The 21,966-nt window shown below is 65.9% G+C and carries 19 protein-coding genes; 14 read left to right on the top strand and 5 right to left on the bottom strand.

The genetic code is table 11. The features are described 5' to 3' along the window. Positions 1–3: 3 nt before the first annotated feature. From AC1RKI_RS07260 to AC1RKI_RS07250, 3 genes are read left to right on the top strand one after another with little or no spacing between them, the layout of a single operon-like run. Positions 4–933, top strand: coding sequence for an ABC transporter permease (locus AC1RKI_RS07260; RefSeq protein ID WP_061960005.1), 930 nt, complete (start codon positions 4–6; stop codon positions 931–933). 24 nt (positions 934–957) lie between these two features. After that, entirely contained in the window at positions 958–1,956 is a 999-nt protein-coding gene (locus tag AC1RKI_RS07255; protein WP_492794355.1) for an ABC transporter ATP-binding protein, read from the top strand. After that, a complete protein-coding gene (locus tag AC1RKI_RS07250) occupies positions 1,953–3,020 on the top strand; it encodes an ABC transporter ATP-binding protein (RefSeq protein WP_061960003.1) in 1,068 nt (355 codons plus the stop codon). The genes AC1RKI_RS07255 and AC1RKI_RS07250 overlap by 4 nt, the downstream gene beginning before the upstream one ends. A 61-nt stretch (positions 3,021–3,081) precedes the next feature. Here AC1RKI_RS07250 and AC1RKI_RS07245 read toward each other — a convergent pair whose 3' ends face one another. Continuing rightward, a complete protein-coding gene (locus AC1RKI_RS07245; protein WP_061960002.1) occupies positions 3,082–4,278 on the bottom strand; it encodes an ABC transporter substrate-binding protein in 1,197 nt (398 codons plus the stop codon). A 310-nt stretch (positions 4,279–4,588) separates the two neighbouring features. On the opposite strand from AC1RKI_RS07245, the gene AC1RKI_RS07240 reads away from it, so the two are divergent. From AC1RKI_RS07240 to AC1RKI_RS07225, 4 genes are all read left to right on the top strand, one after another. Then, the gene (locus AC1RKI_RS07240) at positions 4,589–6,694 is read left to right on the top strand and encodes a molybdopterin-containing oxidoreductase family protein (RefSeq protein WP_492794357.1); all 2,106 of its coding nucleotides are present in this window, start codon (positions 4,589–4,591) and stop codon (positions 6,692–6,694) included. Next, complete coding sequence (locus tag AC1RKI_RS07235; RefSeq protein ID WP_492794359.1) at positions 6,691–7,830, top strand: aminopeptidase; 1,140 nt, start codon at positions 6,691–6,693, stop codon at positions 7,828–7,830. The genes AC1RKI_RS07240 and AC1RKI_RS07235 overlap by 4 nt, the downstream gene beginning before the upstream one ends. Before the next feature lie 61 nt (positions 7,831–7,891). Continuing rightward, the gene (locus tag AC1RKI_RS07230; RefSeq protein WP_200899109.1) at positions 7,892–8,557 is read left to right on the top strand and encodes a TetR/AcrR family transcriptional regulator; all 666 of its coding nucleotides are present in this window, start codon (positions 7,892–7,894) and stop codon (positions 8,555–8,557) included. Positions 8,558–8,794: 237 nt separating this feature from the next. Then, positions 8,795–10,477 carry a long-chain fatty acid--CoA ligase gene (locus tag AC1RKI_RS07225; RefSeq protein WP_061955244.1) on the top strand — a complete coding sequence of 561 codons (1,683 nt, stop codon included), beginning with the start codon at positions 8,795–8,797 and terminating at the stop codon, positions 10,475–10,477. An 81-nt stretch (positions 10,478–10,558) separates the two neighbouring features. Here the strand turns inward: AC1RKI_RS07225 and AC1RKI_RS07220 are convergent, their stop codons facing one another. From AC1RKI_RS07220 to AC1RKI_RS07205, 4 genes are all read right to left on the bottom strand, one after another. After that, positions 10,559–11,023 (bottom strand): hypothetical protein, encoded by a 465-nt coding sequence (locus tag AC1RKI_RS07220; protein ID WP_492794361.1) that lies wholly within the window; start codon positions 11,021–11,023, stop codon positions 10,559–10,561. Positions 11,024–11,058: 35 nt separating this feature from the next. Beyond that, the gene (locus AC1RKI_RS07215; RefSeq protein ID WP_061955247.1) at positions 11,059–11,565 is read right to left on the bottom strand and encodes a MarR family winged helix-turn-helix transcriptional regulator; all 507 of its coding nucleotides are present in this window, start codon (positions 11,563–11,565) and stop codon (positions 11,059–11,061) included. Between the two features lie 74 nt (positions 11,566–11,639). Continuing rightward, positions 11,640–12,641, bottom strand: coding sequence for a Bug family tripartite tricarboxylate transporter substrate binding protein (locus AC1RKI_RS07210; RefSeq protein ID WP_244786152.1), 1,002 nt, complete (start codon positions 12,639–12,641; stop codon positions 11,640–11,642). A gap of 163 nt (positions 12,642–12,804) precedes the next feature. Further along, positions 12,805–13,989, bottom strand: a complete 1,185-nt coding sequence (locus AC1RKI_RS07205; protein ID WP_061955252.1) for a porin — start codon at positions 13,987–13,989, stop codon at positions 12,805–12,807. A 343-nt stretch (positions 13,990–14,332) separates the two neighbouring features. On the opposite strand from AC1RKI_RS07205, the gene coq7 reads away from it, so the two are divergent. The 7 genes from coq7 to AC1RKI_RS07170 all read left to right on the top strand — a co-directional run bounded on the left by coq7 (position 14,333) and on the right by AC1RKI_RS07170 (position 21,965). Continuing rightward, positions 14,333–14,956: a 2-polyprenyl-3-methyl-6-methoxy-1,4-benzoquinone monooxygenase gene (gene coq7, locus AC1RKI_RS07200; protein WP_150979506.1), complete on the top strand. Its 624-nt coding sequence runs from the start codon at positions 14,333–14,335 to the stop codon at positions 14,954–14,956. A 526-nt stretch (positions 14,957–15,482) separates the two neighbouring features. After that, positions 15,483–15,911: a division/cell wall cluster transcriptional repressor MraZ gene (mraZ, locus tag AC1RKI_RS07195; protein WP_061955256.1), complete on the top strand. Its 429-nt coding sequence runs from the start codon at positions 15,483–15,485 to the stop codon at positions 15,909–15,911. Positions 15,912–15,918: 7 nt separating this feature from the next. Next, positions 15,919–16,896, top strand: coding sequence for a 16S rRNA (cytosine(1402)-N(4))-methyltransferase RsmH (gene rsmH, locus AC1RKI_RS07190; protein ID WP_341249519.1), 978 nt, complete (start codon positions 15,919–15,921; stop codon positions 16,894–16,896). After that, complete coding sequence (gene ftsL, locus AC1RKI_RS07185) at positions 16,893–17,210, top strand: cell division protein FtsL (protein ID WP_061955260.1); 318 nt, start codon at positions 16,893–16,895, stop codon at positions 17,208–17,210. Before rsmH ends, ftsL begins: the two co-directional genes overlap by 4 nt. Then, positions 17,207–19,024, top strand: coding sequence for a peptidoglycan D,D-transpeptidase FtsI family protein (locus AC1RKI_RS07180; RefSeq protein ID WP_061955262.1), 1,818 nt, complete (start codon positions 17,207–17,209; stop codon positions 19,022–19,024). Before ftsL ends, AC1RKI_RS07180 begins: the two co-directional genes overlap by 4 nt. Then, positions 19,021–20,568 carry a UDP-N-acetylmuramoyl-L-alanyl-D-glutamate--2,6-diaminopimelate ligase gene (locus tag AC1RKI_RS07175; RefSeq protein WP_492794813.1) on the top strand — a complete coding sequence of 516 codons (1,548 nt, stop codon included), beginning with the start codon at positions 19,021–19,023 and terminating at the stop codon, positions 20,566–20,568. The genes AC1RKI_RS07180 and AC1RKI_RS07175 overlap by 4 nt, the downstream gene beginning before the upstream one ends. Beyond that, positions 20,565–21,965: a UDP-N-acetylmuramoyl-tripeptide--D-alanyl-D-alanine ligase gene (locus tag AC1RKI_RS07170; RefSeq protein ID WP_061955264.1), complete on the top strand. Its 1,401-nt coding sequence runs from the start codon at positions 20,565–20,567 to the stop codon at positions 21,963–21,965. The genes AC1RKI_RS07175 and AC1RKI_RS07170 overlap by 4 nt, the downstream gene beginning before the upstream one ends. Position 21,966: the final 1 nt, after the last annotated feature.

Below are 21,966 nucleotides of genomic sequence, written 5' to 3'. Positions count from 1 at the left end.
GCCATGAGCACTTCCACCGCATCGCAGGAAGCCGCCGCGCCGGCCAAGACAGTCAAGGAACAGACGCCATTCCGGCGCTTCGTCCGGCAGTTCTTCGAAAGCAGGCTCGCCGTGCTTGGGCTGGTCGTGCTGGTGGCGATCCTGCTGATTGCCATTTTCGCGCCGCTGATTTCGCCGCAGAATCCGTACGATCTGTCGACCATCAGCACGTTGGAGAACTTCCGCACACCGGGCGAGGTGGGCGACGATGGCGTGCGCTATCTGCTCGGCACCGACGAGCAGGGCCGCGACATGCTGTCGGCCGTCATGTATGGCCTGCGCATCAGCATCGGCGTGGGCGTGTTCAGTACCGTGGTGGCGCTGATTCTGGGCGCCACGCTCGGCCTGCTGGCCGGCTTCGTCGGCGGGCGCGTCGAAGCGTTCATCATGCGCGTGGCCGATCTGCAGCTGTCGTTTCCGCCCATCCTGCTGGCGCTGATCCTGCTGGCATTCCTGCGCCCCGGCATCGGCAATATCGTCATTGCCCTCGTCGCCGTGCAGTGGGCCTACTACGCGCGCACCACGCGCAGCGCCGCGCTGGTGGAACGGCGCAAGGAATACATCGAGGCGGCCACCTGTCTTGGTCTGCCGCCGCAGCGCATCATGTTTCGCCATCTGCTGCCCAATTGCCTGCCGCCGCTGATCGTGATCGCCGCGCTGCAGGTGGCCTCGGCGATCACGCTCGAGGCGACGCTGTCGTTCCTCGGGCTGGGCGTGCCGGTGACGGAGCCGTCGCTGGGCATGCTGATCGCCAACGGCCAGCAGTACATGCTGTCCGGCCGGTACTGGATCAGCTTCTTTCCCGGGATCGCGCTGGTGGTCACCATCGTCGCGATGAATCTCGTGGCCGATCAGTTGCGCGATGTGCTGAACCCGCGCTTGCAGACCCAGTAATCGCGGGCACGGAACGGAGCCAATATGACGCAGCCAACCCTGGTCGTCGAACATCTGAAGACGCAGTTCTTTACACGCGCTGGCGTGGCCAAGGCCGTGGACGACGTGTCGTTCACGGTGGGTCGCGGCGAGATCCTCGGTCTGGTCGGCGAATCGGGCTCGGGCAAGTCGATGACCGGCTATTCGATCATGGGATTGATCGACGCACCGGGCAAGGTCGTGGATGGCCGTATCGCGCTGACCAGCCGCGACGGCGTGACGCGCGACCTGCGTGCGCTGACGCCTGCGCAACAGCGCGACGTGCGGGGCAATCGCGTGGCGATGATCTTCCAGGATCCGATGATGACGTTGAATCCGGTCCTGCGCATCGATACGCAAATGATGGAAGCAGTGCGCGCGCACGATGACGTTAGCAAGGCCGTCGCGCGCGAGCGCTCGCGCAATGCGCTGGCGCGCGTCGGGATTCCATCGCCGGACGAGCGGCTGCTGGCGTATCCGCATCAGTTTTCCGGCGGCATGCGGCAGCGCGTGGCGATCGCCATCGCCTTGCTCAACAAGCCCGACCTGATCATCGCCGACGAACCAACCACCGCGCTCGACGTGACCATCCAGGGCCAGATTCTTTACGAGATGCAAACGCTATGCCGTGAATCGGGGACGTCGCTGATCTGGATCACGCACGACCTGTCGGTGGTGGCGGGCCTGGCCGACAAGGTTTGTGTGATGTACGCCGGCAAGATCGTGGAGTCGGGCGATGTGCGCCAGGTGCTCGAACATCCGCAGCATCCCTACACGCACGGACTGATTGGTTCGGCGCCGTCGCGCAATCCGCGCGGCACGCCGCTGCGGCAGATTCCGGGCATGACGCCGTCGCTCCTGAACCTGCCCGGCGGCTGTTCGTTCCGTAATCGGTGTCCCTATGCGACGGACGTCTGCAAGACCGACCCGCCCCTGGAAATCTCCGCGGACGGTCGCCAGTTGCGCTGTTTCCATCCAGTGCATGTCCAGCAGGAGGCAGCATGAACGCCACGGTGATTGATACCGCCGCCGAACGCGCCGCGACCGCGCCGGCCGGGCAGACGGCCATGCCGCCCGCGCCATTGCTCGAAATGCGCGGCGTCTCGAAGCGCTTCGTCAAGTCGCTCGACGTTGCCGCGAAGATCGCCAACGTGTTTGGCGCGAAGCAGCGCACCGAGGTGGTCCACGCGGTCGACAAGGTCGACCTGGCGATCCGTGCGGGCGAAGTGGTCGGACTGGTCGGGGAATCGGGCTGCGGCAAATCCACGCTGGGACGCATGGTGGTCGGCCTGCACACGCTGACCGAGGGCGAGCGCTTCTGGCGCGGCACCGATCTGGACCGGCTGCCGCCGGAGAAAAGACGCGAGCGGCAACTGGCGATCCAGATGATTTTCCAGGACCCCTATGCGTCGCTGAATCCTCGGCTGCGCGTGCTCGATATCGTCGGCGAGGCGCCGGTGGTCCACGGCATGGTCGAGAAGCGTGCGCAACAGGCGTATGTCGAGGACATGCTCGTGCGCGTCGGGATGGACCCGACCGTCCTGCGCCGTTTTCCTCACCAGTTTTCGGGCGGGCAGCGCGCGCGCATCGGAATCGCGCGGGCGCTGGCCGTCAAGCCGGAATTTCTGGTCTGCGACGAATCGGTCGCGGCGCTTGATGTATCGATCCAGGCGCAGGTGCTGAACCTTTTCATGCGGCTGCGCGAAGAGCTGGACCTGACCTATCTGTTCATCAGCCACGATCTCGGCGTGGTCAAGCACATCAGCGACCGCGTGGTGATCATGTACCTTGGACGCGTGGTGGAGTCGGCGCCGACGGAGCAGGTATTCGCCGCGCCGAACCATCCTTATACGCAGGCGCTGCTGGCCGAAGCGCCCAAGCTGGAGGTGGGAAAGAAGACGTACGTCGCGATCAAGGGCGAAATCCCGTCGCCGCTCAATCCGCCGCCGGGCTGCCATTTCCACCCGCGCTGTCCGCATGCGATGCCGCGCTGCAAGATCGAACAGCCGCAGTTGCGGGAAATCGCGCCGCTGCGGTTTTCCGCGTGTCACCTGAACGACATGAGCTGAACCCGGCGCGCCCGCTCATTCCCTTTGCCGGGAACGAACGGGCGGGCTGGCTGCATATCACTCAGCGGATCACGACGCCGCGCGAGTTGATGATGGTCATCTCGACAAACTTCGAGCCGACGTGGTTGTCCGGACCGAACTGGACGATAAAGCCGCCGAGATCGACGTTGCGCATGCCTTCCATCGCGCTGACAAAGCGTTCGCGCGTGAGGTCCTTGCCGGTGCGGCGCAGCCCTTCGACAAACGCCTTGGCGGCGATGAAGCCCTCGATGCTGGCGTAGTCGAAGTCGTTCTGCTTGCCGGCAGCCTGCAGCAGCCGCAGATATTCGCGCACCACCGGCAGCGTGGCATTGCCCGGATGCGGCATCACCTGCGAAATGATCACGCCGCTGCCTTGCGGGCCCACTTCCTTGGCCAGCGCCTGCGTGCCGACAAACGACACGTTGTAGAACTGTCCGCTGTAGCCGCGGCGCAGCGCTTCCTTCACGAACGCGCCAACGGTGCGGTAGGCGCTGATCATGACGATCGCATCGGGTTTGGCCTTCATGGCACCCTGCATCGCGTCGCCGATTTCAACCGTGTTGCGGATCACGTTTTCCTGTGCCACGAGCTGCACGCCGCTGTCCGCAGGCAGCGACTTGATCGCATGCTCGATCCCCGCGATGCCGGCGCGGCCATACGCGTCGTCGTTGTAGACCACGGCGACGCGCTTCAGGCCGGTCGTGCGGATCTGGCGCACGATAGCGGCCGTTTCCTCGTCGTAGCCGGCGCGCACATGGAACACGTAGCGGCTCTGCGGCTGGCGCAGCGATTGGGCGCCGGTGAACGGGGCGAAGAACGGCACGCGCGCCTGGTTGATCATCGGCAACACCGCCTGGCTGGTGGGCGTGCCGACATAACCGAACAGCGCAAAAACGCGTTCTTCCTCGATCAGCTTTTTGGTGTTCTTGATCGCCTCGTCGGGCTCGTACATGTCGTCGAGCGCCTTGAGTTCGATCTTGCGGCCAAACACGCCGCCCTGGCCGTTGATGAAATCGAAGTAGAGGCGCGCGCCTGCGTTCATCTGCTTGCCCAGCACGGCCGTGGGACCGGTCAGCGCAGCCGATTGGCCCAGTACGATGGTGTCGGCGGTAACGCCCGCTTCGCCTGCCGTCGTGTTGGCGGCCAGCGCGACGCCCGGCACGCCCGTCGCGGCCAGCGCGGCCGCCATCATCGCGCCGACCACTTGCCGGCGCTTGACCCCAGTTGTGAAACCCATGTGAATCCCCGTCAAAAATCCGTAAAACGTTTCTTGTTGCTTCTGTGCTGCTTTCGGACCGTGCGTCCCGATCCGGTCTGGCGCCGGTGCGGGGACCCCGGCCCGCAAGCCGGGCAGTGCGGCCGGGGCCGGACTGCGCCGGCACATCATAATCGAATACAATCGGACTCAAACACTTTCTCCCGGTCCGGCATGTTCGGCCGAGGCCGCTGCGCCACAGTCGGTTCAATGACCAGCGCGCGGGGCCATCCGCCCGCCTCCATGCCCGTACCGGGCGCCCCCCACAGCCCCATTGCCTGCCGATACCACCATGGCCACCCGCATTGTCCGTGCCGCCTGTCCCCACGATTGTCCCGATACCTGTGCGCTGCTCGTCACCGTCGAGGATGGCCGCGCCGTCAAGGTGGCGGGGGACCCGGAGCATCCCGGCACCCAGGGCGTGCTGTGCACCAAGGTGTCGCGCTATACCGAACGCACGTATCACCCGGATCGCCTGCTCACGCCGTTGCGCCGCGTCGGCAAGAAGGGCGAAGGCAAGTTCGAGCCGATCTCCTGGGACCAAGCGCTCGACGAGATCGCGCAGCGCCTGTCGGCCATCGCCGCGCGCAGCCCCGAGGCGATCGTGCCGTACAGCTACGCCGGCACGATGGGACTGGTGCAGGGCGAAAGCATGGCGGCGCGCTTTTTCCACAAGCTCGGCGCGTCGTTGCTCGATCGCACGATCTGCGCCAGCGCCGGCGCCACGGCGCTGCGCTACACCTACGGCGCAAGCGTCGGCATGGACATCGAGCATGTGGCCGATGCGAAGCTGATCATTATCTGGGGCGGCAACCCGATTGCGTCGAACCTGCACTTCTGGACGCGCGCGCAGGAAGCCAAGCGCCGCGGCGCTACGCTGGTGGCGATCGATCCGTACCGTTCGCTGACCGCCGAAAAATGCCACCGGCATATCGCGCCGATGCCCGGCACCGATGGCGCGCTGGCGTTGGCGATGATCCATATCCTGATCCGCGACGATCTGCTCGACCACGACTACATCGCGCAGCACACGATCGGATTCGACGCGCTGCGCGAGCGCGCGATGGAATTCCCGCCGGCGCGCGCGGCGCAGATCTGCGGCGTGGCGGTCGAGGATATCGAATGGCTCGCCGGTCTCTACGGACAGTTGGCGATCAAGGAACGCGAGCCCGTCGCCATTCGTCTCAACTACGGCGTGCAGCGCGTGCGCGGCGGCGGCCAGGCGGTGCGCGCGGTGGCGTCGCTGCCGTCGCTGGTGGGCGCGTGGCGCCATGCTGCCGGCGGTCTGCAATTGTCGACGTCGGGTTTCTTTCCGGTCGATACCGCCGCGCTGCAACGCCCAGACCTGCTGCCGAGCTGGCCGAAGCTGCCGCGCACCGTCAACATGAGCACCATCGGCGACGCGCTGCTCGACGACGGCACTGGTGGCAACGGTCCCAAGATCGAGGCCGTGGTGGTCTACAACAGCAACCCGGTGGCCGTGGCGCCGGAATCGGTCAAGGTGGCGCAAGGGTTTGCGCGCGAGGACCTGTTTACGGTGGTGCTCGAACACTTCCGCACCGATACCGCGGACTATGCCGATATCGTGCTGCCCGCCACTACCCAGCTCGAACACATCGACGTGCACAAGGCCTACGGCCACACCTATTTCCTGGCCAACAACCAGTCGGTGGCGCCACTTGGCCAGGCGTTGCCGAACACCGAGATCTTTCGCCGCCTGGCTGCGCGCATGGGCTTCACCGATCCGTGCTTTGCCGATAGCGACGAAACCATCGCCGACCAGGCCATTCTTCGCAATGACAGCCGTGCCGAGGGCATCAGTTGGGATTCGCTGAAGGCGCGCGGCTGGCAGAAACTGAATATCGGCGCGGCGCCGTTTGCCCAGGGCGGCTTCCCGACGCCTTCGGGCAAGTGCGAGTTCTATTCGGCAGCGATGGCGCGCGATGGACTTGATCCCGTGCCCGCCTATGTGCCGCCTTACGAAGCGCCGGCATCCGCGCCGGAACTGGCGGCACGCTACCCGCTGGCGATGATTTCCCCGCCCGCGCGCAACTTCCTGAACAGCTCGTTCGTCAATGTCGACAGCCTGCGCGCCACCGAAGGCGAACCGCATCTGGATATCCATCCGGCCGACGCCGCCGCGCGCGGCATCGTGCACGGCGATATGGTGCGCGCGTTCAACGATCGCGGCAGCATGCAGGCGCGCGCCCGCGTGACCGATCGCGCCCGGCAGGGGCTGGTTGTCGGTCTGTCGATCTGGTGGAAGAAGCTCGCGCCCGACGGCAAGAACGCCAACGAGCTGACCAGCCAGCGCCTGACCGACCTCGGCCGCGCGCCGGTGTTCTATGACTGCCTCGTGGAAGTGGAGGCGGTCCGGTCCGAGACGCTGGCGTCATGATCCGCAGGCCGCGCCGCCGACGCATGGCAGGCATCGTGGCGATGCTTGCCGCGGTTTTGCTGGCGGCCGGCTGCGATACGGTCGGCTACTACTACCAGTCGATCGGCGGACACCTTGGCGTGATGTCGCGCGCGCAGTCGCTTGACGACGCCATCGCAACGGCCAACGGCGCGCACGACGTCAAGCTGGCCAGCCGGCTGGAACTGGCGCGCCGCATCCGCGACTACGCCTCACGCGAACTGAAGCTGCCCGACAATGGCAGCTATCGGCGCTATGCCAATCTGCATCGGCCCTATGTGGTGTGGAGCGTGTTTGCCACGCCGGAGCTGTCGATGGAACTGCGCAAATGGTGTTTTCCGATCGTCGGCTGCATCACATACCGCGGCTACTACGATCAGAACGACGCGGAGCATTACGCCCAAAACCTGCGGCATGACGGTTTGGAAGCTTATGTCGCCGGCATTCCCGCCTATTCGACGCTCGGCTACTTTGACGATCCGCTGCTGAACACGTTCGTCTACCAGCCCGAGGGCGAGCTGGCGCGTCTGATCTTCCACGAGCTAGCGCATCAGGTGGTCTACGTGCGCAACGACACCGCGTTCAACGAGTCGTTTGCCACCGCCGTGGAGACGGCCGGCGTGCAGCGCTGGCTGGCGCAGGACGGCTCGCCCGATGCACGGGCCAGCTATGCGATCTACGATGCCCGGCGTCGCCAGTTCCGCGCGATGCTGCTGAGCACGCGCGACAAGCTGGTGACGCTGTACAAGTCGCCGCTCGACGACGCGGCCAAGCGCGAGGGCAAGGCGCGCATCTTCGACGGCCTGCGCAACGACTATGCGGCGCTGAAGACGGAGTGGGGCGGCTATACCGGATACGATCGCTGGTTCGACCAGCCGCTGACCAACGCCCATCTGGCCGCCGTCGCCACGTATCAGCAATGGGTGCCCGCGTTCACGGCGCTGCTGGCGCAGTCGGGCGGCGACTGGGAAAAGTTTTATACGGCCGTACGCCGCATTGGCGACCTGCCGCCGGCCGAGCGCGACGCCGCGCTGCGCAGACTAGCGCCGCCCGCAACCGAAGTGACGCCGCTGACTGCGCGCGGCGCCGACGCCGCGTCCGCCGCACCCCATCCCTGAACGCCCGGACGCGGGACTTTCCCCGATGGTGGCGCGCGCGCTGCGTGCGAGAATGGCGCCCATGTCGCATGCTCCCCGAAAAACAGGTCACCCGCCACGCGCCACCGAAGCCGCCACGCTGAGCGAAGACGGCCCGGCTCGCTCGCACGTTGCCGAGCGCCAGGAAGCGCGTCGGCGCCAGATCCTCGACACCGCCGCCCAGCTTTTCTACACCAAGGGCTATCCGGGCATGACGATGAACGACCTGTGCCGCGCGCTGGGCGTCACCAAGCCGGCGGTCTATTACTACTTTGCCGACAAGTACGAGATCTTCGACATCCTGTGCCGGGAGTCGGCGCAGACCTGCCTGCCGGTGATCCGCGAGACCGCCGATCCTTCGCTGCCGATTCGCGAGCGCCTGCACACATGCCTGCTCGAAATGGCGCGCCGCTGCGTGCGCTGCCATGTGGCCGCCGCGTTGAGCTTCCGCGACAACCAGTACCTGCAGCCCGAGACCGTGACCTGGCTCAATAGCATGGCGCGCGAGTTCTATCGCGATCTGTACGGGATGCTCGAAGAAGGCCGCGCCGCCGGCGTGTTTGCATTTGGCGATGCGCGCGTGACGGCGCATACGATCGGCGGGGTGGTCGGCTTCATGTACACGTGGCACGAGCCGGGACGTATGGATCCGGAGGCGCTGGCCCAGGAGCTCGCGCACAACATGATGAAGCTGGTGCTGCCGATCTGAGCCGCGCGGAACGGCGGGCGCAGACGTCGCCCATGCGGCTGCGCGCCGCTCGCGGCCGACCCGACCTGGCGCGGAACGGTCAGGGTATTCCCTTGAAGCGCGCCGCGCGTGGCGCATAATCCACTGTTTCCGCCGAGAAATTCGTGGAGGACTTCGTCTAACAGGTTGTGCTCGGGCGGCACGCGCGTTTAGCATTCCCAAAAAATCGAACGATCATTCAGAAATTCAGGAGACGGTATGGAAAAGCTGTGGCTGAAACACTATCCGGCAGGCGTTCCCGCGGAAATCGACGCCAGCCAGTTCCGGTCGCTGGCCCAGTTGCTTGAGGAATCGTTCCATACCTACGCCGATCGCCGCGCGTTCATCTGCATGGACAAGGCCATCACCTATGGCGAACTGGACCAGCTTTCGCGCCAGTTTGCCGCGTGGCTGCAGTCGCGCGGGCTGCGGCCCGGCGCGCGCGTCGCGCTGATGATGCCCAATGTGCTGCAGTACCCCGTGGCCCTGGCTGCCGTGCTGCGCGCCGGCTATGTGGTGGTCAACGTCAATCCGCTGTACACGCCGCGCGAACTGGAACACCAGCTCAAGGACAGCGGCGCCGAGGCCATCGTCATTCTTGAGAATTTTGCCGCGACGTTACAGGCGGTGCTGCCCGCCACGCCGGTCAAGCATATCGTGGTGGCCAGCATGGGCGACATGCTGGGCGGCCTGAAGGGCGCCATCGTCAATTTCGTCGTGCGCAACGTCAAGAAGATGGTGCCGGCGTGGGAACTGCCTAACTGCGTGCGCTTCAACGACGTGCTGGCTGAAGGCCGGCGCATGGAACTGAAGCCGGTCACCACCGGCCCCGACGACATCGCGTTCCTGCAATACACGGGCGGTACCACGGGCGTGTCCAAGGGCGCGACGCTGCTGCACCGGAACATCGTCTCCAACGTTCTGCAGTCCGAAGCATGGATGCAGCCGGCGCTGGCCAAGGGCGCGCATATCGATCAGGTGATCACGATCACGGCGCTGCCGCTGTATCACATCTTCGCGCTCACGGTCTGCTGCCTGCTGGGCATGCGCAGCGGCGGCCTGAGCATCCTGATTCCCAATCCGCGCGATATTCCGGGCTTCATCAAGGAACTGCAGAAGTACAAGTTCAACATGTTCCCGGCGGTCAACACGCTGTACAACGCGCTGCTCAACCATCCCGATTTCAGCAAGGTCGATTGCTCGGGTTTGCGCGTGGCCAATGGTGGCGGCATGGCCGTGCAGGAAGCCGTGGCCAAGAACTGGCTGGCCAAGACCGGCTGCCCGATCATCGAGGGCTATGGCCTTTCCGAAACCTCGCCGTCGGCCACCTGCAACCCGACCGATACCGACGCGTTCTCGGGCACCATCGGCCTGCCGCTGCCTTCGACCGAAGTGTCGATCCGCGATGACGACGGCAAGGAACTGCCGCTCGGCCAGCCTGGCGAAATCTGCCTGCGGGGTCCGCAGGTCATGGCCGGCTACTGGAATCGCCCCGACGAGACGGCCAAGGTCATGACGCCCGACGGCTTCTTCAAGACCGGCGATATCGGCGTGATGGACGAGCGCGGCTACACCAAGATCGTCGACCGCAAGAAGGACATGATCCTGGTGTCGGGCTTCAACGTGTATCCGAACGAGGTGGAAGGCGTGGTGGCCGAATGCCCGGGCGTGCTGGAAGTGGCCGCGGTGGGCGTGCCCGACCAGCACTCGGGCGAGGTGGTGAAGCTGTTCGTGGTCAAGAAGGATCCGGCGCTGTCGGAAGCCGATGTGATCGCGTTCTGCAAGGACCGCCTGACCGGCTACAAGCGGCCGAAGTACGTCGAGTTCCGTACCGAATTGCCGAAGACCAATGTCGGCAAGATCCTGCGCCGCGAATTGCGCGACAGCCGCAAGGCGGCCTGACGGGACTTCAGCGTCTGGCGTCGCGCGCGCCCTCCGGCCCGTCGCGCAGGAGGGCGTACGCTAACCGCGTCGCCGATCGATTCAGCATTCGTTGGACGGCGCCATTTGCGGCTGCGTCGAGCCATCGGCATAAATCAGCCGCACGCACGTGCCCGCTTCCAGGCCTGGCGCCGCCGGGCCATTGACCTGTGCCACCGTGCCATCGAGTGTCTTGACCGTGTATTGGTACAGGTCTATCTGCGGCGCCGGTTGCTGACGGTTCAGCAGCCGCGTCAGGTCCACCGAAAATCCCATTCCCACACCGCCGCCTCCGCCTCCGCCGCCGGCCACTCCGCCAACGCCAACCCCATAGCCGCCGTAGCTGCTGGCCTGCGGCACATCCACGCGCGACAGAAACGTTTTCCCGGTGACGCGGCCAAGCTTGATGGTGGCGTTGACCGGCGTGACCTGCGGGCCGGCCGGTGCGCTGCTGCATGCCGCCAGGGCGGTCAAGGCAACTGCGGTCACGGTGGCCACGGCGGCCGCGCGGACTGCGCCGGCTGGCATGGGCCGCGGGCTAAATAGACGAAATGGACGATAGATCATGGCGTGGTCAGGCTGGTCTTCAGGCGGCCAAGCACGCGAAACAGCGTGCGTCGATCCGTTTCGGCAAGCCCTGCGAACAATTGTTCCACCCAGCTTTCATGCGCGCGCGCCATGCGCGAAAACGCCTCCCGCCCGGCCGGCGTCAACCGGATCAGAAAGGCGCGACGGTCGGTGGGCAGGGCTTCGCGCGTGACCAGGCCCTCCTGCTGCAACTGGTCGGTGATGCCCGTGACATTGCCGCCCGTTACCATCATGCGGCGCGACAGCTCGCCCATCTTGAGGCCTTCCGGATGACGGTCGAGTTGCGACATCAGGTCGAAGCGCGGCAACGTGACGGCGAACTCCTGCCGCAGGCGCGAGCGGATGTCGCCTTCGATCAGCGTGGTGCAGGTCAGCAGGCGCAGCCAGAGTCGCAACGCCTCGTGGTCCGACTCGCCGGCGCTCGTTTCGAGATCGACCGGCGGGACATCGGCAGCACTGCCGGCGGCGGAAGGATTGGGCATCGTAATGGAGCAGGTTCGAACATTTGATGCCTCAAGTATATGCGCTGGCGGCGGCACCACCTTGTGGTTTGACGCTAGTCCACCTTGGCGCCCGAGTCCTTCACGACCTTGGCCCATTTGATGTGCTCCGCGCGAATGAACGCGGCGAACTGCTCGGGCGTGTTGCCGACCGGGTCCGCACCCTGGGCCATCAAGCGCTCGCGCACGGCGGGCGAGTTCAGGCTCTTGGAGACTTCCTGCTGGAGCCGGTTGATGATCTCGGGCGGCGTTCCCGCTGGCGCCAGCAGGCCAAACCACGAGCTGGCTTCGAAGCTGGGCAGGTTCGCCGCGGCGGCGACGGTCGGAATGCCCGGCAGCGCCGGCGACGGCTTGGCGCTCGTCACGGCCAGCGCCTTGAGCTTGCCGGACTTGATCAGTTGCATCGACGACGGCAGATTGTCGAACATCACCTGCATCGTGCCGCCGGTCAGATCGGTCAGCGCCGGACCGCTGCCGCGATACGGGAAGTGGACCATGAAGGTTTTGGTCTGCGTCTTGAACAGTTCGCCCGCCAGGTGGATCGACGTGCCGTTGCCGCTCGACGCCATGTTCAGCTTGCCCGGATTGGCACGGGCGTAGGCGATCAGGTCGTTGACGCTATTGATCTTGTTCTGCGCCGCGAAGGCGGGATTGACCACCAGCACGTTCGGCACCGACGCCACGGCGGTGATTGGCGCGAAATCCTTGATCGGGTCGAACGGCAGCTTGCCGTACAGCGACTGGTTGATGCCATGCGTACCAACCGTGCCCATCAACAGCGTGTAGCCGTCCGGCGCGGCCTTGGCCACGATGTCGGAGCCGATATTGCCGCCCGCGCCCGGCTTGTTGTCGACTACCACGTTCCATCCCGGCAGCTTCGATAGCTCGGCCGACACCGCGCGCGCCATGATGTCGGTGGTGCCGCCCGCGGGAAACGGCACGACCAGCCGGATCGGCCTGGCGGGATACGCGTCGCTGGCGTGGGCCGCCTGGATGGCCAGCGGGCTCAGCGCGAGCGACAGGAGCAGTGCGACGGTGCGTCGGCGGGGGTGATGCATGACAGGGTCTCCGAGGGATGGCGGCCGGTATTTCGGTCTGAGGGCATTCTAGTCGGGCGCGCCATACTTCTTGGATGGGGTGAAGCCCTTAAGACATGGCTCACGCGCATGAAAAAAGGCGCCCGAAGGCGCCTTCAAAATCAGGACAAAGTCGTGCCGCGGATCAGAACTTGTGGCGGATACCGACGGCCACGCCGATCTGGCTGTCCTTGCCTTGCTGCAGCGGGTAGCCGTTTGCAAAGCTCACTGCCGACGTGTCGAAGTTCAGGCCCGAGTTCTTCACGTAGCCAGCCGTCAGGTAGACGTCCGTGCGCTTCGAGAAGTTGTAGTCGGCCACGAAGCTGATCTGCCACGGGTTCTTGGGATTGTCGGCGGCAAACGCCGACGACGCACGCATCGTCTTCACGTCGTCGTAGAAGTACGCCAGCGTCAGGCCCAGCGGCGCCGTCACCTGATAGTTCAGGCCCAACCAGAAGTAGTTGTCGCGCAGCAGTTCGGCGCCCGCGTTGTCCGTGGTGCGGCCGTAGCGGTAGCCAGCCATCAGCTTGGCCGGGCCATACGTGTAGCTGCCGGCTGCGCCGATCTTGCGCGAACGGCCCGGTTGGCCGATCGTGATTGCCGGACGCCATTCGTCGTAGGCCACCGTCAGGCCCAGCGGACCGCTCAGGTAAAGCAGGCCCGCGCCGCCGCCGGCGTTGTTGTTGAAGTTGCCCGGCGTTTCACCGGCGCCCGAATTGGCGAGCGGCACCGGACCAATGGCTGCCACGCCCGTGCCGAAGCTCCAGTGCGCCTCGGCCGTGACCGGACCAACCACGGCCGTGTACTTGACGGTGTTGTCGGAGCGGAAGTTGGTGCCCAGCTGCGCCACCACCGGCTCATAAATCGTCGCGTAGCCGGTCGGCGAGAAGTTCGCGAACATGTCGAACATGGTCGTGTACTGGCGGCCGAACGTCACGCGGCCGTACGTATCGCTCTGCAAGCCGACGAATGCCTGACGACCGAACAGACGGCCGCCTTGCTGCGACCTGCCATCGTCAAGGCCGAAACCGCTTTCCAGCACGAACAACGCCTTCAGGCCGCCGCCCAGGTCTTCGGTGCCACGCAGACCCCAGCGCGAACCGGACAAGCCGCCGCCGGTCTGCAGTCCGACGCGGCTGCCGCCGCCAGCCAGCGAGGGCGGGCGGCCGTTCGGGCCCCATGTGGCGGGATTGGTGTTGAAGCCGGGTGCCAGATTGTTGTTGTATTCGATCGGCAGGTCGACGACGCCGTACAGCGTCACGCTCGTCTGCGCATTTGCAGCAGTGGCAAATGCGCTCATCGCGGCAAGCGCGAGTAGCGATTTTTTCATGCTGGGTGATCTCCACTTAAGAATTATTAGTAGTTGAAGCTATGCGGAAGGACCTCCTGTCAGCCCTCTACATCCTTCCGTGCTTGACTTCCTTGGAAGCTGCCGATCACTCTAGCAAAAGCGAACTTCTTTTGACCCTCAGGTAAACGTCTTGTCTTGTTTTCACAACTCAGGGTTTTTGAGTACCCGGCCGTAGCGCCAGCGCGCTTTCGCCGCGGGCGGGGCGGACCTGCACAAAGCGGCGCAGGTACAATGCGGGAAATCCCGAGGCACGCTAGAGGCGGACCCCTACTCGAGAGTGGGGCATGCGCGCCGGGCGTTTGCCGCTTTTTGACTGACACGCATGGATACGTTGATTCGAGAATTCGATGTCGCATTGCGCGCGATCGCCGGTGCCACGCGCGCCGGCCGAGCCAATCCCGCCGATCGGCTTGCCCCGGACACAGAAGGGATGAGCGCCGATGAGCGTCGCCACGTGGCCGGACTGATGCGCGTCAACCATGTCGGCGAGGTCTGCGCGCAGGCCCTGTACCAGGCGCAGAAGCTGACCGCGCGCAGCGCGCAGGTGCGCGCGCAAATGGATACCGCCGCGCAGGAAGAAGAAGACCATCTGGCCTGGTGCGCGGAGCGCCTGCGCGAACTGGGCTCGCGGCCGAGTCTGCTGAATCCGGTGTGGTACGCCGGCGCCTTTGCCATCGGCGTGCTGGCCGGCCGTGCGGGCGACCGCGTGAGCCTTGGCTTTGTGGCCGAGACCGAGCGCCAGGTCGAGCATCATCTGAACGGACACCTCGATCGCCTGCCCGAAGCCGATGGACGGTCGCGCGCCATTCTGGAGCAGATGCGCGATGACGAAGTCCGCCACGGCGATGCCGCTCGCGCGGCCGGCGGGGTGCCGCTGCCCGGACCGGTGCGGGCGCTGATGCGCGTAGCGTCCAAAGTCATGACCTCCACCGCCTACCGCATCTGATATTGCGCGCTGCCATTTTCGGCATCGCGCCTCGCAGGTAAAAGCGGGCGTTGCCATTTCATGTCCCACGCGATTATCGGAAGACCGCGCCGCTTTATCGTGGCGGTCCGCCGAAATCGCCGCCAGCCCCCGTCCCGCCGAGGCTCAAAGCAAAACGTTGTATCCTTCACCACGGCGCGGAACTGATTGCAGACCGCGCTGTCGGCAGTATTCCCTCGCTGGTTCTCAGGTGGTTTCTCTGCTTTCTTCCCCAAGTTCTTCATTTCATTAGGGATTCACGTTTACGGTGCGTGAAGTTGGCGCGCTAAGTCTTTGTTCTGATTAAAAAAATCCCTTTTCTTGCCCCATGGCGAGCCTTGACCGGCCAAAACGCTTCCTCTAAAGTGGGAAATAGTGTGAGGAAGTGTATTTTTGTGTGATTAACACGACTGTGTCTGCGATCATTTGCGCGTGACGAGACGGTTTCACACGAGACGAATCGACATGCCAACGACGCCAGACGTCGGCGGTTACCGGGGGAACGAGCTTGTTTCAGGGAGCATCGGCGCTGTCGCTGGATGCCAAGGGGCGGATGTCCATTCCGGCCCGGTATCGCGAAGCGCTGCAAACGCAGGCCGAGGGCCGGGTGACGCTGACCAAGCACCCGGACGGCTGCCTGCTGCTCTTTCCCCGGCCAGAGTGGGAAGTCTTTCGCGGTCGCATTGCCGCGCTGCCGATGGACGCCCACTGGTGGAAGCGGATTTTTCTCGGTAATGCCGCCGACGTGGATATGGATGGCGCCGGCCGCGTGCTGATTGCACCGGAATTGCGCAGCGCCGCCCTGCTGGACAAGGAAGTGATGCTGCTTGGCATGGGCAGCCATTTCGAAGTCTGGGATGCCGCCACGTATGCCGCCAAGGAGCAGGCTGCGATGGCGCAAGGCATGCCGGATGCATTGAAGAATTTCTCTTTCTGAAGAGGTCATGACCCCTACCGAAACGCCGGGGACCACCGCCCTGCGCCATCGCACCGTGTTGCTGGACGAGGCCGTCGAGGCGCTCGTCTGGCGGCCCGACGGCGCCTACGTGGACGGCACCTTCGGAAGAGGCGGTCACAGCCGGGCCGTCCTGGCGCGGCTGGGGCCGGCCGGCAGCCTCGTCGCCTTCGACAAGGATCCGGCAGCAATCGCAGAAGCGGGCACCATCAAGGATGCCCGCTTCTCCATTGAGCACGCGAGCTTTGCGGAAATGGGCGACCGTCTGCGCGATCGGGCCCCGGTGGCTGGTGTGCTGCTCGACCTGGGGATCAGCTCGCCCCAGATCGACGAGGCGGCGAGGGGATTTTCCTTTCGTTTCGAAGGCCCGCTGGACATGCGCATGGACACCACGCGCGGCGTCACCGCCGCCGAGTGGCTTGCACAAGCGGACGAGCACGACATTGCCAGGGTGATACGAGACTATGGGGAAGAACGGTTTGCTGTACAGATTGCAAAGGCGATTGTTGCTCGCCGGCGCGAATCCGACGATGGCGGCCCAATCGCCACTACTTCAGACCTTGCCGCGCTCGTGGCGAAAACCGTCAAGACACGCGAGAAGGGTCAGGACCCTGCGACCCGCACCTTTCAAGCTCTACGGATTCACATCAATCAAGAGCTTGCGGACCTCGAAAACGGCCTGAAGGCGGCGTACGACCTGCTCCAGCCGGGCGGGCGCCTGGTGGTGATCAGCTTCCACTCGCTCGAGGACCGCATCGTCAAGCGTTTCATGCAGGCGCACGCGAAGCCGGACCAGGACGCCGACCCGGCGCTGCGTCGCGCACCGCTGCGCGCGGCCGATCTGCCGCAGCCGACGATGAAACTGCTGGGCCGTTTCAAGCCCGGCGCCGAAGAAGTGGCTGACAACCCGCGCGCCCGTTCCGCGGTGATGCGCGTGGCCGAAAAGCTTGGAGCCCGGACGGCATGAACCGCCTGACCTTCTTCCTCCTTGCCGCCCTGATGCTCTGTGCACTGTCGCTGGTCAGCGCGCAGCATCAGGCGCGCACGCTGTTCGTCGCGCTGGAGCGCGCGCAGTCGGAAGAAAAGCAGCTCGATGTCGATTGGTCGCGCCTGCAATACCAGCAGAGTTCGCTCAGCAAGAGCGCGCGGATTGCCGACGCGGCGCGCGCGCAGCTTAAGATGTCGCCGGCCGTCGCGGGCCGCACCCAGTACCTCCAGGGCGTGGTATTGCCCGACACGCCTCCCGATGCACAGCAACCCGCAGGGGGCGCAAGCAAATGAGCATGGCCCGCCCCACCCTGAACCGCGCCCGCGCAGCCGGCAAGCCGCGTGGCGAGGCGGCGCGTCCGCGCACCGGCCAGTTTTCGGCCAGCCCGGTGCTGGGCCTGCGCCTGCCGATGTGGCGCTCGAAGTTCGTGGTGTTCCTGATGTTCGCCGCATTCCTGGCGCTGGCGGCGCGCGCCATGTGGATCCAGGGCCCGGGCAACCAGTTCTACGAGATGGAGGGCAAGAAGCGTTTCCAGCGCACGCTGGAACTGCCCGCCACGCGCGGCAAGATCCTCGACCGCAACGGACTCGTGCTGGCCACGAGCCTGCCCGTCAAGGCGATCTGGGCCGTGCCCGAGGATGTGCCCAACGACATCGAGCCGCAGCGTATGCGCCAGCTGGCCAAGCTGCTCGATTTGTCCGAAAAGGACCTGCGCGCCAAGCTTAACGAGGACAAGAGCTTCGTTTACCTGAAGCGCCAGGTGCTGCCGGACGCAGCCGACAAGATCGCCGCGCTCAAGGTCGAAGGTATTCACCAGACGCGCGAATACAAGCGCTTCTATCCGGAAGGCGAGGCGATGGCGCACATCGTCGGTTTCACCAATGTCGAGGACAAGGGCCAGGAAGGGGTGGAACTGGCCCGGGAAGCCGGGCTGGCCGGCCGTCCCGGCGCGCGCCAGGTGATCAAGGACCGGCTGGGCCGCGTGGTTGAGGACGTTGGCGTGCTCAAGACCCCGCGCGACGGCGAGGACATGCAGTTGTCGATCGACGCCAAGATCCAGTACCTCGCCTACAACGAGGTCAAGGCCGTGGTGGAGCGCAACAAGGCCAAGGCGGCCAGCGCCGTGGTGCTCGATGCGCAGACCGGCGAGGTGCTGGCGCTGGCCAACTGGCCCACCTACAACCCGAACGACCGCACCCGCCTGTCCGGCGAGCAGCTGCGCAACCGAGTGCTGACCGATACCTTCGAGCCCGGCTCGATGATGAAGCCGATCTCGATCGGCCTGGCGCTGCAGTTGGGCCGCGTGACGCCGTCGACGACCGTCGTCACGACCGGCAAGTACAACTTCGAGGGCGCGACGATTTCCGATACCCATAACTACGGCACGCTCACGGTGGGCGGCGTGATCCAGAAGTCGAGCAACATCGGCACGACAAAGATCGCGATGATGATGAAGCCGCAGGAAATGTGGGACATGTTCACCAGCGTCGGGCTTGGCCAGGCGCCGAAGATCGGCTTCCCGGGCGCCGTGGCCGGTCGCGTGCGGCCGTGGAAGAGCTGGCGTCCGATCGAGCAGGCCACGATGTCCTATGGCTACGGCTTGTCCGTGTCGCTGTTCCAGATCGCCCATGCCTATACGATCTTCGCGCATGATGGCGAACTGATCCCGGTGTCGATCTACAAGACCAACGGTCCGGTCACGGGCGAGCGCATCCTGTCGCCGACGGTGGCGCGCGAGGTGCGCGGCATGCTGGAAACCGTGACGGCGCCCGGCGGCACCGCGCCGGAAGCGCAGGTGATGGGATATCGCGTGGGCGGCAAGACCGGGACGGCGTACAAGCACGTCGGCCGCGGCTACGACCGCAGCAAGTATCGCGCATCGTTCATTGGCCTGGCGCCGATGTCGAATCCGCGCGTGATCGTCGCGGTCAGTGTCGACGAACCGACGGCCGGCAGCCACTACGGCGGCGCGGTGGCCGGACCGGTGTTTTCGGCGATCACCGGCGGCGCGCTGCGATCGCTGAACGTCCAGCCCGATTCGCCGATCCGCCAATTGATGGTGACCGACAAGGTGCCCGAGAGCGAACCATGGAGCGCGACGCCATGACGGCCCAGCCGCTTCTGCCTCTCGAAGTCTCCGTCCAGGCCAGCAACGCGCTGGCCTGGCTGCATGCGCATGCGCCGGCCGGCGCAAAGTTGACCGGCGACACGCGCCGGCTGCAGCCGGGCGACGTCTTCTTCGCGTATGTGCTGGGCAACGAACGCCTGGCGACCGACGGCCGTCCGCACATCGACAAGGCGATCGCGGCCGGCGCCAGCGCGGTGATCTACGAAGCCGAGGGCTTCACGTGGACGCACGGTGACGGCGTGCCCCATCTCGGCATCCCGCGCCTGCATGAGCTGGCCGGGCCGATCGCGGCGGGCTGGTATGGCGTCGCCGCGCGCGGGCTCACGGTCACCGGCATCACCGGGACCAACGGCAAGACGTCGTGTGCCCAGTGGCTGGCGCGTCTGCTGCAGGCCACGGGCACGCCGTGCGCCACCATCGGCACGCTCGGCACCGGGTTTCCCGATGCGTTGCGGGCAACCGGCTTCACCACGCCGGACGCCGTGCAGTTGCAGGCCAGCCTTGCCGATCTGAACGACGCCGGCGCGCGCGCCATCGCCATGGAAGTTTCGTCGCACGGACTGGAACAGGGCCGCGTGGCGGGCACCGGGTTTGCCGTTGCGGTGCTGACCAACCTGACACAGGACCACCTCGACTATCACGGCACGATGGCCGAATACGAGGCCGCCAAGGCGCGCCTCTTCAAATGGGACGGGCTGCGCGCCGCCGTGATCAATCGCGATGACGACATGGGTCGCCGTCTGCTCGATGGCAACGCGATGGCGGTCACCGCCGCGCAGGTCATCGAATATGGCATCGACGGCCGCGCCGGCGCCTCCGCCACGCGCGGACAGTGGCTGCGCGCCACGGGCGTACGCGCCACCGCTACCGGCACGGCCTTCCACGTCGACGGCAGCTTTGGCAGCGCGGACGTAACCACGCCGATGATCGGCGCTTTCAACGTGAGCAACCTGCTGGCCGTGCTCGGCGCCGCGCTGGCGCAGGGCGTGGCGTGGGACGCGGCCCTTGCTGCGCTGCGCACGCTCACGCCCGTCGATGGCCGCATGGAACTCTTCGGCGGCCACGATGCGCCGCTGGCCGTGGTCGATTACGCCCATACTCCGGATGCGCTGGCGCAGACGCTGGCCGCGCTGCGTCCCGTCACCGATGCGCGCCAGGGTAAGCTGTGGTGCGTGTTCGGCTGCGGTGGAGATCGCGATGCCACCAAGCGTCCGCTGATGGGCGGCGTGGCCGAGCGGCTGGCCGACGAAGTCGTGCTGACCAGCGACAACCCGCGCAGCGAAGACCCGCGCGACATCCTCGAACAGATCGCCGATGGCATGCAGGATCGCGGCCGGGTTCGCATGATCGAGGATCGCGCGGCCGCCATTCTCCACGCCATCAAGCACGCCGCCCCGGCCGATGTGGTGCTGGTGGCCGGCAAGGGCCACGAATCCACGCAGGAGATCCAGGGCCGCAAGCGTCCATTTTCGGACCGCGAGCACGTACGCCTGACCCTGGGCACGCGGGGGGTGTCGGCATGAACGGACACCACATGACCAATTTGCAGCAAGCCGCCGGCTGGATGGCCGGCGCGCGTATTTCCGGCGATCCGTCGTGCACGTTTTCACGCGTGCATACGGACAGCCGAACCGTCGAACCGGGCGACCTGTTCGTCGCCCTGAAGGGCGAACGTTTCGACGCCCACGATTTTCTGGCCGATGTGGTCGCGCGCGGCGCGGCCGCCGTGCTGGTGAGCCGCGATATCGACGCCGGCATTCCTGCCCTGATCGTGCCCGACACGCGGCTCGGCCTGGGCGAGCTGGCCGCGGGCTGGCGCCGCCAGTTTGCGCCACCCACCGTGGCGGTGACTGGCAGCAACGGCAAGACCACGGTCAAGGAAATGATCGCGGCGATCTTCGCCGCCGCGGTTGGCGACGACGACCGGCTGGCCACTGGCGGCAACCTGAACAATGACATCGGCCTGCCGCTGACCGTGCTGCGCATGCGCGCGCACCATCGGCTGGCCGTGCTCGAGCTGGGCATGAACCATCCGGGCGAAACGGTTTATCTGGCCGCAATCGCCCAGCCCACCGTGGCCGTGATCACCAATGCGCAGCGCGAGCATCAGGAATTCATGGTCAGCGTGGAAGCCGTGGCGCAGGAGCACGCCAGCGCGCTGGCCGCATTGCCCGCCGACGGCGTGGCGGTGTTCCCGGTCGATGCCGAGAGCGGCGGCGCGCACGCCCGGATCTGGCGCGAGGCGGCTGGCGCGCGGCGCGTGCTGGCATTCGGCACCGATGCCTCGGCCGATGTGCGCGCCACGGTCTCGCTCGACGACGGCGTGCAGGTGCTGCACGTCACGGCGCCCGGGCAGACATTCGATTTGCGCTTGCAATTGCTGGGCATGCACAACGTGCGCAATGCGCTCGCTGCCACGGCGTGCGCGCTGGCGGCTGGCGTGGGCGTCGACGCGATCCAGCGCGGCATCGCAGGCTTCGCGGCGGTCAAGGGCCGCCTGCAGGTCAAGCACACGCCGGCCGGCACGGTGGTGATCGACGATACGTACAACGCCAATCCCGATTCCGTGCGCGCCGCCATCGACGTGCTGGCGGGGTTTGCCGCGCCGCGCGTGCTGGTGCTTGGCGACATGGGTGAGGTTGGCAACCAGGGGCCGGCGTTCCATGCCGAGATCGGCGAGTACGCGCGCCAGCACGGTATCGAGACGCTCTGGGCCACCGGTGAGCTGGCGCCGCATGCGGTGCAGGCCTTTGGCGCGGGCGCGCGTCATTTCGCTACGGCCGAAGGCCTGATGCAGGCGCTGCAGGAAGACAGGGAGAGCGTGGTGGCCGGTGCGGCCGCCGTGCTCGTGAAGGGGTCGCGCTTCATGCGCATGGAACGGATGGTCGCTGCGCTGGTCGCAACACCTTCCGCTCACTAAC

It is taken from the genome of Cupriavidus sp. GW822-FHT06G04 (genome assembly GCF_058799075.1).
Note: the sequence above shows the minus strand (reverse complement) of the source record. Positions and strands in the feature narration are given on the sequence as shown.

Coding starts and splice junctions, on each gene's coding strand:
- AC1RKI_RS07260 (WP_061960005.1), top strand. CDS start 4: ATGAGCACTTCCACCGCATCGCAGGAAGCCGCCGCGCCGGCCAAGACA.
- ftsL (WP_061955260.1), top strand. CDS start 16,893: ATGAACCGCCTGACCTTCTTCCTCCTTGCCGCCCTGATGCTCTGTGCA.
- AC1RKI_RS07205 (WP_061955252.1), bottom strand. CDS start 13,989: ATGAAAAAATCGCTACTCGCGCTTGCCGCGATGAGCGCATTTGCCACT.
- AC1RKI_RS07215 (WP_061955247.1), bottom strand. CDS start 11,565: ATGCCCAATCCTTCCGCCGCCGGCAGTGCTGCCGATGTCCCGCCGGTC.
- AC1RKI_RS07230 (WP_200899109.1), top strand. CDS start 7,892: ATGTCGCATGCTCCCCGAAAAACAGGTCACCCGCCACGCGCCACCGAA.
- AC1RKI_RS07220 (WP_492794361.1), bottom strand. CDS start 11,023: ATGCCAGCCGGCGCAGTCCGCGCGGCCGCCGTGGCCACCGTGACCGCA.
- AC1RKI_RS07250 (WP_061960003.1), top strand. CDS start 1,953: ATGAACGCCACGGTGATTGATACCGCCGCCGAACGCGCCGCGACCGCG.
- AC1RKI_RS07210 (WP_244786152.1), bottom strand. CDS start 12,641: ATGCATCACCCCCGCCGACGCACCGTCGCACTGCTCCTGTCGCTCGCG.
- rsmH (WP_341249519.1), top strand. CDS start 15,919: ATGACCCCTACCGAAACGCCGGGGACCACCGCCCTGCGCCATCGCACC.
- AC1RKI_RS07180 (WP_061955262.1), top strand. CDS start 17,207: ATGAGCATGGCCCGCCCCACCCTGAACCGCGCCCGCGCAGCCGGCAAG.
- AC1RKI_RS07170 (WP_061955264.1), top strand. CDS start 20,565: ATGAACGGACACCACATGACCAATTTGCAGCAAGCCGCCGGCTGGATG.
- AC1RKI_RS07245 (WP_061960002.1), bottom strand. CDS start 4,278: ATGGGTTTCACAACTGGGGTCAAGCGCCGGCAAGTGGTCGGCGCGATG.
- AC1RKI_RS07225 (WP_061955244.1), top strand. CDS start 8,795: ATGGAAAAGCTGTGGCTGAAACACTATCCGGCAGGCGTTCCCGCGGAA.
- AC1RKI_RS07175 (WP_492794813.1), top strand. CDS start 19,021: ATGACGGCCCAGCCGCTTCTGCCTCTCGAAGTCTCCGTCCAGGCCAGC.
- AC1RKI_RS07255 (WP_492794355.1), top strand. CDS start 958: ATGACGCAGCCAACCCTGGTCGTCGAACATCTGAAGACGCAGTTCTTT.
- AC1RKI_RS07240 (WP_492794357.1), top strand. CDS start 4,589: ATGGCCACCCGCATTGTCCGTGCCGCCTGTCCCCACGATTGTCCCGAT.
- AC1RKI_RS07235 (WP_492794359.1), top strand. CDS start 6,691: ATGATCCGCAGGCCGCGCCGCCGACGCATGGCAGGCATCGTGGCGATG.
- coq7 (WP_150979506.1), top strand. CDS start 14,333: ATGGATACGTTGATTCGAGAATTCGATGTCGCATTGCGCGCGATCGCC.